The organism is Amycolatopsis sp. NPDC054798 (assembly GCF_053611505.1).
Genome location: NZ_JBSHAM010000003.1, coordinates 164,709 through 176,647 on the forward strand (window position 1 = coordinate 164,709; position 11,939 = coordinate 176,647).

At 72.0% G+C, this 11,939-nt stretch carries 6 protein-coding genes; 1 reads left to right on the forward strand and 5 read right to left on the reverse strand.

The genetic code is table 11. From position 1 onward, the window contains the following. Positions 1–10: 10 nt before the first annotated feature. From ACWGIC_RS03515 to ACWGIC_RS03525, 3 genes are read right to left on the reverse strand one after another with little or no spacing between them, the layout of a single operon-like run. Positions 11–1,129, reverse strand: a complete 1,119-nt coding sequence (locus ACWGIC_RS03515) for a DUF58 domain-containing protein (protein ID WP_452074313.1) — start codon at positions 1,127–1,129, stop codon at positions 11–13. Between the two features lie 2 nt (positions 1,130–1,131). Beyond that, positions 1,132–2,085 carry an AAA family ATPase gene (locus tag ACWGIC_RS03520; protein ID WP_452074314.1) on the reverse strand — a complete coding sequence of 318 codons (954 nt, stop codon included), beginning with the start codon at positions 2,083–2,085 and terminating at the stop codon, positions 1,132–1,134. A gap of 11 nt (positions 2,086–2,096) precedes the next feature. Continuing rightward, on the reverse strand, positions 2,097–4,118 hold the full coding sequence (locus ACWGIC_RS03525) for a fibronectin type III domain-containing protein (protein ID WP_452074315.1): 2,022 nt from the start codon (positions 4,116–4,118) through the stop codon (positions 2,097–2,099). 152 nt (positions 4,119–4,270) lie between these two features. Between ACWGIC_RS03525 and ACWGIC_RS03530 the strand changes: the two genes are divergently transcribed. Further along, positions 4,271–5,560 (forward strand): type VII secretion protein EccE, encoded by a 1,290-nt coding sequence (locus ACWGIC_RS03530; RefSeq protein ID WP_452074316.1) that lies wholly within the window; start codon positions 4,271–4,273, stop codon positions 5,558–5,560. A gap of 25 nt (positions 5,561–5,585) precedes the next feature. Here the strand turns inward: ACWGIC_RS03530 and ACWGIC_RS03535 are convergent, their stop codons facing one another. Both ACWGIC_RS03535 and ACWGIC_RS03540 read right to left on the reverse strand, forming a co-directional pair. Continuing rightward, a complete protein-coding gene (locus ACWGIC_RS03535) occupies positions 5,586–9,968 on the reverse strand; it encodes a tetratricopeptide repeat protein (protein ID WP_452074317.1) in 4,383 nt (1,460 codons plus the stop codon). A gap of 207 nt (positions 9,969–10,175) precedes the next feature. Further along, positions 10,176–11,909, reverse strand: a complete 1,734-nt coding sequence (locus ACWGIC_RS03540; protein ID WP_452074318.1) for an ABC transporter ATP-binding protein — start codon at positions 11,907–11,909, stop codon at positions 10,176–10,178. Positions 11,910–11,939 lie beyond the last annotated feature (30 nt).

Genomic DNA, 11,939 nt, shown 5'->3' on the forward strand with positions numbered 1-11,939 from the left:
AACCGGGCGTTCACCCTTCGCCCCGGGCATTCCACTTCGCGGCCGCGTCCGCGGCGTCCGCCGCGTCGATCGCACCGGCGCGCACGCCCGGCTCGCGAACGCCAAGCCGGATCACAGTGTCCGGTCGCCAGCGCAACGCCGCGCCGAGATCCGCGTCCGGCCCGGTGACCACGACCAGCGCTCCGCCCGGTCGCGCGCCGGCCAGCCGCGCCGCGGGCAGCAGCCGCGCGTCGCCGGCGTCCTGGGCGGCAAGGCAGAGTTCGTCCAGCAGCGAACGAGCCGCCGCGATCCCGCTGTTCACCGGGGTTTCGAGCCCGGACGACGTCAGCAGCCGGCAGTGCTGGCCCGCCGTCGCCGACGCGTACAGCAGCGACGCCACGACCTCGACCGCTTCCTCGAACACTTCCGGCGGCATCGCGTCCGGCCGGGTGTCGAGCACCGCGGTGAGCCGCGACTGCGCCGGATCGGCGTAGTCGCGGACCATCAGCCGCCCGGTGCGGGCGCTGGCTTTCCAGTGCAGGAGACGGACTTCGTCGCCGATCATGTACTCGCGCACCGCCAGCAGGTCCGCGGAACCGCGCAGCGGCGGGTCGGTGATCGGGCCGTCGTGGTGGTGGCGCGGATGCCCCGCCGCGGCCGGGCGCATCGGGTTCAGCCGCGGGTACACCCACAGGCGGGCGGCCGCGCCCAGCGTCCGGTCGGCGCGCGCGAACCCGAACGGATCCGACCGGTGCAGCACCAGCGGCCCCACGTCGAGCCTGCCGCGCACACTCGTCGGAAGCTCGTAGTGGTACGTCGCCGCGGCGCCGGGCGCGAGCGCGCGGACCCGGACCTCGCGGACGTCCGCGCCGACGCAGTCCTGCGCGGCGAATCCGCCGTGCCGGCGCTCGCTTTCGTTGCGTACGGCCAAAGTCGCCAAAGCCGGCCTGCCGCGTTCGATGCGTTCGGGGTGGACCGACCGCGAGACTTCGGCGTTCGGCCGCGCCCGGGTCACGAACACCGCGGCGAGCACCGCGCCGGCCACGATCCCGCCGAGCACGCGCAGCAGCGGATAGCCGGCCAGTTCGCCGAGCCCGTATGCCAGCACGGCACCGGCCAGCGCCGCGATTCCGCGGCGGGTGAGCCGCATGGTCAGCGCCCGGGCGCGGCCGTCGGAGCGGCGGTGTCGGCGAGCAGTTCGGCGACGACGTCCTCGGCCCGCCGCTGGTTCAGTTCGGCGTCCGGGGTCAGCACGAGCCGGTGGCACAGCACCGGAAGGGCCACGTCCTTGACGTCGTCCGGGGTCACGAAATCGCGGCCGTGCGTGGCCGCGAGTCCTTGCGCGGCACGGATCAGCGCGATGCTGCCGCGCGGGCTCACGCCGTAGCGCACGGCCGGATGGCTCCGGCTCGCCGCGGCGAGCCGCACCGCGTACGACACGACCTCGGGCGCCAGGTACGCCTGCCGCACGCGCGCGATCACCTGCTGCACGTCTTCGATCCGCAGGACCGGCCGCAGCTCGTCGGCGGTGACGCCCGCGCAGTCGCCCATCACGACCATCACTTCCGCGTCGTGGCCCGGGTAGCCGACCGACAGCCGCATCAGGAACCGGTCCAGCTGCGCCTCGGGCAGGCGGTAGGTCCCCTCCATTTCGATCGGGTTCTGGGTCGCCACCACGAGGAACGGCCGCGGCAGCGGCTGGCTGACCGCGTCGACGGTGACCCGGCGCTCGGCCATCGCCTCCAGCAGCGCCGCCTGCGTCTTCGGGGTGCCGCGGTTGATCTCGTCGGCGAGCACCACGTTGGCGAAGATCCCGCCGGGGTGGAACTGGAACTGCTCGGCGTGCTGGTGGTAGACCATCACGCCGAGGATGTCGCCGGGCAGCAGGTCCGGGGTGAACTGGATGCGGTTCCACCGGCCGCCGACGCTGGCGGCGAGGCACCGCGCCAGTGTCGTCTTCCCGACGCCGGGCACGTCCTCGATCAGCAGATGGCCCTCGGCGAACAGCGCCGCGACCGCCATCCGGACGACGTCCGGATGGCCGCGCAGCACCGTCTGCACGTTGTCGGAGATGAGATCGTAGGCCGCTTTCGGGGTGAAGCTCACTGTCGCCCTTCTCAGGAAACGGTCGGAACGCCGGTCCAGCTGTCGCTGCCGGAGCCCGCGGAATTGCGGATGGTGGCCTTGATCGTGATCGCCCCGATCCAGTTCACGTTCGAGATGGTGAGCTGGGTGGAGCCGGAACAGGACTTCGCGGGCGAAGTCGCGCCCATGAACGAGGCCTGGCAAGTGGCCGCTCCGCCGTTGGGGTCCGCGTCGACCGTCACGATCAGCGCGTTCGTGCTGCGGACGCTCGTGATCTTCACCGACGGCGGGCCGGACGCGAGGGTCGCGCGAGCCGAACCGGGACTACCGGTGAACTGCCCGCCCGAGCCGTAGGAGGTGATCGCCCGGACCGTGAAGGTGATCGTGCCGCTCAAGCCCTGGTAACTGGTCGACGTCTCGGACACCGAGCGGTCGGCCTGCCCGGACGCGCTCACGACGTAGTGGTCGAGGTCGGCGCCGTGCAGGTCCGGGGTCGTCCAGCTCACCGAAACCGCGCCGTTCGACCCGACAGTCGCCTTGACCTTCGGCGCCTCGGCGGCTCCGCCCGGCACGACCGAGCGGGAACTGGCCGCCGCGCCGCGGCCCGCGGAGTTCTCCGCCGCCACGCTGAACGAATAGGACTGGCCGTTGGTCAGCCCGGTCACGGTGACCCGCGACGCCGAACCGTCCACTGTGGTCGAACCGCCGGACCAGGACACGACGTACCGGGCCACGCGGGAACCGTTGCCGGGCGCGGACGTCCACATCACCGTGGCCGAACCGGTGCCCGCGGTCGCGCGGACGTTGCGCGGCGAACCCGGCGGGGTCGGCTTCGCGACCGGCGGAGGAGGGTTGTCCCGCTGCGCGGGCGGACCCGGCGGGGCGGACGGAGCGGACGGCTGGCTGCTGGGCTGGGACGGCTGTACCGGCGGGGTGGGCTTGGGCTGCGTCTTCGCGCTGACGTCCACGTCCGCGGCCACGCCGTTGCCGCCGTCCACCACGACCATGTGCGAGCCGTCGTGGTTGTCGACGTAGATCCGGTGGTCCTGGCCGAGCGACAGCCGTGCTTCGCCGCCGCCGTCGGGCACCGTCTTGCTGCTCTTCAGCGTGCCCTTGCTGTCGTAGGTGCGCACCTCGTGCCGGGCCTGGTCGACCACGGCGACGGTGTGCGACGTCGCAACCGGGCCGGCGTAATGGCGGCCCTTTTCCAGCGGCACCGACACCGGCCGCGCGACCGGATGGTTCTGCAGCAGGCCCGCGGCGTCGATCAGGTGCAGCTGGCCGTGGTCCGGGTCGACGACGGCGAGCCGCCCGTCGACGTCGTCGCCGGCCACCTGGACGGTCGCGGGCAGCGAGAGCCCGATGTCGGCCGGGTCGCCGAGCCCGTCCGCGCCGACCGAGCGGAGCACGCTGGCCGTCGTGTCGAGCACGACGGGGCGGCCGCCGACGATCGAAAGCGACGCGTCGTGCCCCTGCGGCAGCTGCGCGGGGCAGGTCAGGAGCGTGGCGCCGCGCGGGAGGTCGCAGATCGAGCCGTTGTCGATGCGGTGCACCCAGACCGTGCCGTCGGAGGTCGTCACCGGCGCGGACAACGGGCCGCCCGCCGGAGCGGTCGCCGCCGGGTCGCCGAGCCGCGCGATCTGCCCCGCGTTGCGGTAGACCAGGTACGGGCCGCCAGTGACCTCCAGCACGTCCGGTTCCTCGGAGGAGGGCGGCGCTTTGCTGCTCTCGACGCCGAGCGTCGATTTGCTGAACTCGGTGATCCGCGTCCGGTCGACGACGTAGCCCGAACGGCCGCTCTGCGCGACGGGGCTTCCCGCCTCCGCTCCGGGGACCGCGGCCTGGGCGTCGACCTGGCCGGTCGCGCCGTCGACGTGCACCGCCGACTGCGCCGAAGTGTTGTAGACCCAGTGCCCGGCCTGCACGAACTGCAGTTCCTCGGGCAGCGAGGCGTGCCCGGTGACGGCGATGCCGACGACCGCGAGACCGGCGACGACGACCGCACCGAGCCGGAACAGGGCAGCGCGCTTCGCGCGCGGCGTTTCTGTGGTCACCGGCGGACCGTAACGGGGACGGCTACAGCCGAGATACATCCGGAACCCATGCGCGGACGCTAGCCGACGCCGTTGAAATCCTGATTAAACGAGCTGTCACCGAAACCTCAGCTTCTCCCCGCGACCCTGTCCGGGACCTGAGGAGGGCTGCCGTGACCTATCCCGGCGAGGCACACCCCGGCCGGCGCGCCAGCGCCCCGGCGCGACCGGTCGCGGAAGCGGCGCCGCTCGCCCGGCCGGTCGGCCAGCGCGCGCAACTGCCCGTGCCGGCGGACGCCCAGGCCGCTGCGCGCACTGCCGCGCTGGCCGCGTTGACCGCGGCGAGGGCGGCCGCTCCTTCCCCCGCCGCGACCCCGATCCAGCCGTGGCGCCCGGTCGTGACGCCGCCGCCCCCGGCTCCGGTGCGCCCTCCCGCGGCCAAGCACCGGCGCAAGTGGGGAGCACTGCAGATCGTCTGCGGGCAACTGGTGCTGGTGGCGGCTGTCCTGGCGATCGGCCGGCCGTGGCCGGTAGCGGCCGCGATCGGGCTCGGAGCCGCGGCGACGCTGGCCCTGGCGACCCTGCGGTACCGCGGCCGCTGGGGGTACGAGTGGCTGGTTCTGGCCTTGGGCTACGCGCTGCGCGACCGGGACCGCGAACTGGCCGACGCCGACGAAACCGGCCGCGCCCTGCTGCACGCGCTGTCGCCGGAAGGGTCCGGACACACCGGGCAACTCGGCGACGACCCCGTCTTTCTCTTCAGCCGCACGGACGGGATCTCGGCCGTCCTGCGCCCGAACTCGCTCGCTCCAGCGCCGCTTCCGGGCCCCGAAGCTCTGCTGCCACCGGCCGAACCGGGCACGGGCTTCGCCGCCCAGGTGCTGTATCACGCAGGCGTCGACCGTCAGCAACCACCTCGGATTTGGCTTGCGCTGCAAGCATTGCGCACCGTCGAGCGGTACGAGGACGACGTGGTGCGCCAAGCGCTGGCCAACGCGCTGCGGCGCGTGCAGCGTCGCCTGCGCCGGGACGGTCTGCCGACGACTCCCTTGGGAGAGCCGGAATTCCTCGGCGCGATCGCGTCGCTCGCGCACGTCACCGCGGGCCGCACCCGGGTCCGGGAGCAGTGGCGGCTCTGGCACAGCGGCACGGTGTCCCAGACGGCGTTCCGGCTGGAGGGCTGGTCCGGCCTCCCGCCCGCGACGACGCCGCGGCTGATCAGCGCTTTGCTGGGCGCGACGTCCCAGACCGCGGTGACGCTCTCGCTGACCGCCCGCCGTTCGGACGGCGTGCCCGAGGTGACGGCCGCCGTGCGCGTCGCCTCCCCGCACGCCGCGGCGGTCGAGCAGGCGGCCCGGGTGCTGGCCCGGCTCGCGGCGGAATGGGGCCTCCGCCTGAACCGGTTCGAAGGCCGTCAGCACGACGGGTTGACCGCGACCTTGCCGCTGGCGTCCGGTCGCTGAGCTCCAGTTCCGGGAGCGTCCGGGCTCAGCTGTTGAGCGAGTCCCGGAGCGCCTTGGCCTCGTTCAGTGCGGCCGTGTACTGGCCGGGATTGGCGGACGCCAACGCCTGGTACAGGTCGACGGCCTGCTGCGCCACGGGTTTCGCGTCGGCACGCCGGTTGGCCGCGACGAGGAACTTCGCCAGCCTCAGCGCGGCGGCGGCGAGCAGCGGCTGATAGCTGGGATCGGCTTGTGCCAGCGCCGCGTAGAGGTCCCGCGCTTCTTGTTCCGCTGCCGGGGCGTCAGCCACCCGGCCTGCCGCCGACAGCCGGTACGCCAAGTTGTCCAGTGCCCAGGCCAGTTCCGGCTTGTCCGCCAGCTGCCGGAACACGTCGACACCCTGCTGCGCCGCCGTGATCGCCTCGGCGTGCCGGCCCGCCGCGGACAGGAACGCGCCCAGGATCACGTCGGCCGAGCCCAGCGGTTGCCGGTACGCGGCATTCGTCTGCGCCAGCACCGCATAGATGTCCCGGCATTCCTGCTGCGGGGCCGGAGCGTCGGCGGCGCGGCCGGTTTCGGACAGCCGGTAGGCCAAGTTGTCCAGTGCCCACGCCAGTTCCGGGTTGTCGGCCAGCTGCCGGAACACGTCCACACCCTGCTGGGCGGCCGCGATCGCCTCGTCGTGGCGGCCGGCGGCGGACAGGAACGAACTCAGCACGACGTCAGCGGCTCCCGTCGGCTGCCGGTAGGCGGGATCGGTCCGCGCGAGACCGGCGTAGAGGTCCCGCGCCTCCTGCTGCGGGGCAGGCGCGTCCGCCGAACGCCCGGCCGCCGACAGCCGGTAGGCCAGGTTTTCCATTGCCCAGGCCAGTTCCGGCTTGTCCGCCAGCTGCCGGAACACGTCGACACCCTGCTGCGCCGCCGTGATCGCCTCGGCGTGCCGGCCCGCCGCGGACAAGAACGCGCCCAGCACCACATCCGCCGAACCCAACGACGATCGGTACGCCGCGTTGGTCTCCGAAAGACCGGCGTAGAGATCCCGCGCTTCCTGTTCCGGTGCCGGCGCGTCGGCCGCGCGACCGGCCGCCGAGAAGCGGCGGGCGAGATTGTCCAGTGCCCAGGCCAGTTCCGGTTTGTCGGCCAGCTGCCGGAACAGGTCCACGCCCTGCTGGGCGGCCGTGATCGCGTCGGCGTGCCGGCCGGCTGCCGACAGGAACGAACCGAGCACCACGTCGGCCTGTGCGAGCGAGGTCCGGTATCGCGGATCGGCTTGGGCGAGCGTGGCGCACAGGTCGCGGGCCCGCTGCTGGGGATCCGGCGCTTCGGCGGCACGCCCGGCGGCGGACAGCCGGTAGGCCAATGACGTGCAGGCGCCCGCGAGCGTGACCATTCCGGGGAACTCGGACGGCACCGGAACGTAGCCGCTGGTGGCCCAGAGCCTCGCCGCGGGCGGACCGCCCCGCAGCGGCCGGGCGTACAGCTTGCCGTTGCCCGGCCGCAGCACCGCCAGCTGCGCCTGGCCCGCGCCGAGGTAGTCGGCGGGCACCGGCAGGTCGCCGGTCTGCCCCCACGGCACGGTCACGGCGGGGCCGCCGGAGGACAGCTGGACCTGCCAGGTTCCGTCCGCGGGCTGCCACACCGCCTGGTCGGGCTTCCCGTCGCCGTCGTAGTCGGCGGGAACGGCGATCGCGGCGACCGGCGGGGTGGTGGCCGCGGTCTTGCCGTAATGCCAGAGATAGAAGGTCAGATGCAGCTCCCGCAGCCCGCTCAGATCCAGGGAGGCGGACCTGGCCGAGTCGGCGTCGATCGTGATCCGCCAGGTGGTCGCGGGGCTGCGGCCCCAGAACGCCTGCCGGGCCGTCGTCGAGCCGCGGTCGGGGTCCTGGTTGTCGGCGGTCGCCGCCTCGGTGCTCCGCTTGGCCGGCGCGGCCAGGTTCACCACGACGCCGTCTTTGCGCCGGTTGACCGCCTGCCCGGTGTGCTCGAGCAGCACGACGACCCTCGGCTCGCTGATGGTCGCTCCCACGAGCCCGACGTGCAGCCGTTCCACCTTCACTTCGGTGAACCCGGCCGGGAAATCGCCCAGCGTCAGCGTGAACGAGGCGGTGCCGGCGGCCTTGAGCGAGGCCAGCACCGCAGGGTCGGCGATCTTGACGTACCGGGGGTCCAGGTCGAGGTTGTTCTTGTAGGTGTCGTACGGGACGTGCATCTGCAGCAGCGCGGGCATCCCGGTCCAGTTGGACAGGTAGTCGCCCAGCATGCGGTTGACCATGCTGGTGTCGCCGCGCGCGAGCCGCTCGTAGGTGTCTTCGATTTCGTCCGGGTGCAGGTAGCCGAGGTCGAAGCTGAACGAAGAGCTGTGGTCGCTGAAGGTCCACAGGTCCAGCGCCCGGTAGGCGTAGAAGGCATAGCGGCTGAGAACGTCGACGTAGCTCTGCGTCTGCGCGATGACCGTCCGGGAGATCCCGCTGACCTGGGCGATGTCGGCGTCCCAGCCCGCGGCGAGGCCGTTCATCGTGTCCAGATCCTGTTTGTTCAGCGCGATCTTGGCGTTGACCTGCGCCACCAGCAGCCGGTTCCGGGTGCTGTCCAGTTTCGCCAGGTTGTAGTCGGCGAGCAGTTCGAGGTGGCGCAGCACCAGTTCCTTGTGCTTGGCCGCCGTTTCCGGCTTGGGCGCGGCGATGCGCAGCTGGCCGAGCAGCTTGAACGCCTCGGCGAAGTCCTTGCCTACGTCGAACAGACTGTTGATGTCGCTGACGCCGGCCTTCTTGTCGTCCTTGAGCTTCGGGTCGTCCGCCACCGACCAGTCGAAGTAGTTCACCAGGTATTCGTTGTTGAACTTGCCGGTCTGCGGGTCGAAGCTCTCAGTCGCCTTCACCTGCGTGACGATGAGGTTCGCGGCGGTCGCGTACTGGACTGCGGCCTGCAGCTCTCCCGACGGCGGGTCGGCGGCGGCCTGCGCCTCGGGAATTTCGGCAGCCAGCGCCACGACGATGCCCGCGAAGGCGGCGAAAGCCATCGCGGCCTTCGCGAAAGCAGCGATGGTGTTGATGACGTCGCCGATGGGAAACTCAAGGCTTTCCTGGGTCATCTGGTCGATCACCGCTTGGATCTGCGCCCCGTTGACTTCCAGCCTGCGCAGCGCTTCGCCCTCGCGCGCCTTCGCCTCCGCCTCTCCTGCCTGCGCCGCGGCCAGCTCGACCTTGAGCACGGTCTGCATGCCGGTGACGTGCGCGATGTCCACGCCGAGCCGTTGCACCTGGTTGCTGGTCTGCTTGATCTCCAGCAGCATGTTCACCGCGTTGTCGAGCAGGCTTTTGACGATCGGGTCGTAGCCGGTGACGACCTTTTCGTAGTCCGGGAAATCCGGCACGAGATCGACGTTGTACGGCTGCCCGATCGGGGAAAGGTTGGCGGCGATGTACTGCGACAGCCGCAGCGCTTGCTGCTGTCCTGGCTCCAGCACGAGCGCCCGGTCGAATTCGTGGCCGGCCTGGACGCGCAAATCCTTCTTCGCTTCGATCGCGGCCGCGTAACTGCGGAAAAGGTATTCGCCGACCCGCGTGCGATAGTCCGCCCACACGGGTGCTTTCCCGCCGAGCACGGTGCGCGCCAGCGTCCACCAGTCGGTCGCCGAATGCGTGAACGACTCCGGCTGGACCGCGGGTCCGGGGCTGCCGGGCTGGCCCGGTCTGCCGTCGGCGCCCTTGGAGCCGATGCCGGGAGGGCGACCGCCCTTGCCTCCGTGCCCCGCGGCGCCGGCCGGACCGGCCGCGCCTCCGCCGCCGTCCGCCGTGACCGAGGACTGCGTCACGACGTGGAGGACGATGTGCGCTCCCGGCCCGCCGACCGCGCCGGTCGAGCCATTGCCGCCCCGGCCGCCGTTCCCGGGCGAGATGATCGGACCGCCCGGTTTGTTGACCACGTGGCCGGGTCCGCCATGGCCGCCGTCTCCGCCGCTGCCTCCCGATCCGCCCTGTCCGCCGCGCGCGAGCACGTGCAGGCCCGACACGTCGGCCGCGAGCACGGTGACCGCGGATCCGGCCGCGCCCGGCTCGCCGGGGCCGCCGTCGCCGCCGGGATCGCCGTCCGCGCCGATCCCCTCGTAGGACCGCCCGGCCGGCCCGTGGGCACCGGTCGGGCCGTGGAGCCCGCTGGCGTCCAGCGCGCCGCCGTTGCCCTGGTAGCTCTCGGCGATCACCAGCAGCGGGTAGCCGTCGATCGCGAGCGCGTAGCCCGGATCGTGCACGATCCGCCGCGCGACCAGCGCCAGTGTTTTGCCCTGGTATTTCGGCAGCTTGCGGAAGTCCAGCTCCGCCTGGATCTCCTGGCGCAGCGCCGCGTTGACCTGAATGGTGTCGCGCACGTAGAGCCAGTCGACGGGAATCGAGTCGGCAGCAGGGTCGGCGTTCTGCTCCTCGAGCGGCATGACCGCCCCTTCCGGCAATCGGGATACGGGTTGGGGAGGAGTGTTTCCGGCTGCCGTCACCGCTACGTCACGGTCACGGCGTACATCACGTCGGGCTGAACGCGACCCTGCTTGTTCCTCGCGGCGTCGCTGATCGCTGCGCTTGCCGAGTTACAGGTTTTTCGGGTGCCTGTATGAGGGTGCGACCTTGGTACAGCAGCGAAACGCTCAACTGTGCCACGACCGCCACAACCCGGCATAAGTCCCCTGCGCGGCAAGGAGTTCGTCGTGGCTGCCGAGTTCGGTGAGCCGCCCGTCCTCCAGCACCGCGACACGGTCGGCGTCGTAGGCGGTGTGCAGCCGGTGCGCGATGGCGATGACGGTCCGGCCGTGCAGGACCGCGGCGAGGGCTCGTTCGATTCGCCGGGCCGCGTTCGGGTCGAGCATGGCGGTGGTTTCGTCGAGGATCACCGTGTGCGGGTCGGCCAGCAGGACGCGCGCGAGTGCGATCTGCTGCGCCTGGGCGGGATCGAGCGAATTGTCGCCGCGGGCCGGGTCGCCGAGTTCGGTGTCGAGGCCGTCCGGCAGGGTCCGCGCCCAGGTCGCGCCGACCGCCTCCAGCGCCCACGCGAGCCGGTCGTCGGGAGCGGCCGGCGCGGCCATGGCCAGGTTGTCGCGAAGGGTTCCGACGAACACGTGGTGTTCCTGCGTGACGAGCAGCGCCCGCCCCGGGGCGAGCCGGTGCACCTCGACGCCTCCGACGGTGACGCTGCCCGTCCTCGGCGTGTCCATCCCGGCCAGCAACCGGCCCAGCGTGGACTTTCCCGCGCCCGACGGGCCGACGATCGCCAGCCGTTCGCCGGGGCGCACGGTCAGGTCGAGACCGTGGAGGACGTCGGCGGTGCCGTGGTAGGCGTAGCGCAGGCCCTTGACCTGGATCTGGCCGTCGACCGGCTCGGCCGCGGCTGGTTCTTCGCCGGTCACGGCTTCGGCGACGCCTTTGATCCGGGCGAGGGACGCGCCGCTGCTTTGCAATTGTTCCAACCAGAACAGGACGTGATCGAGCGGGTCCACCAGCTGCCACAGGTACAGGCCCGCCGCGATCACCGCGCCGAGGCTGAGCAGTCCGGCCTGGTACGCGGCACCGCCTCCGACGAGGATCACCGCAACGGGGATCGAGTGGGCGAACACCGTGCCGGGGATGAACACCGTGCGCAGCTTCAACGTCCGCATCCGTGCGGCGCAGGAGGACTCGATCGCGCGTTCCGTCGCTTCGATCCGCTGCTGCCGCAAGCCGAACACCTCGACGACACGGGCGCCTTCGGCGGTGGCGGCCATGGCGTCGGCGAGCGCGGAGTTCGCTTCTCCCTCGGCGAGATATGCGGCACGAGACCGGTTGAGATACCACCGGGTCACGCCCCACATCAGCGGAATGCCCGCCAGCGCGCACAGGCCGAGCAGCGGGTGCAGCGCGAAAACGGCGCCGAGGATGAACACCGCTTGCACGACCGAGACGAACAAGTCCGGGACGGCGTCGCGCAGCGTGCCGCCGACCTGCGCGACGTCGCTGGAGCCCCGGGTGACCAGATCGCCGACCCCGGCTCGTTCCACCACGGACACCGGCAGGGCGAGAGTGTCGTCGACGAACCGCTCGCGCAGGCTGGCCAGCGACCGCTCCCCGAACCGGAACGCCGCGTACCGCGCGAACCGGGTGACCAGCAGCTGCGCCAGCGCGAAGGCGACGATCGCCACGGCCAGGAGGTCCACAGTGGACATTCCCGCGCCCGACGTCACCCGGTTGACGATCTCGCCGACGAGCCACGGGGCGGCCAGGCCGAGCGCCGCTGCCGCGCAGTTCAGGACGACGATCACGGTCACGGCACGCGGGTCGGCGCGGAGGAGCCGGAGGGCTTCGCGGCGGACGGCGCGTTTGTCGGCTACCGGCAGGGATGAGGGGCTCATGCCTCGCCTCCCGGTGCCCCAGCAGACAAA

Excerpts from the sequence above, each read along its gene's own strand:
- ACWGIC_RS03515 (WP_452074313.1), bottom strand. The coding sequence starts at position 1,129 with ATGCGGCTCACCCGCCGCGGAATCGCGGCGCTGGCCGGTGCCGTGCTG.
- ACWGIC_RS03535 (WP_452074317.1), bottom strand. The coding sequence starts at position 9,968 with ATGCCGCTCGAGGAGCAGAACGCCGACCCTGCTGCCGACTCGATTCCC.
- ACWGIC_RS03540 (WP_452074318.1), bottom strand. The coding sequence starts at position 11,909 with ATGAGCCCCTCATCCCTGCCGGTAGCCGACAAACGCGCCGTCCGCCGC.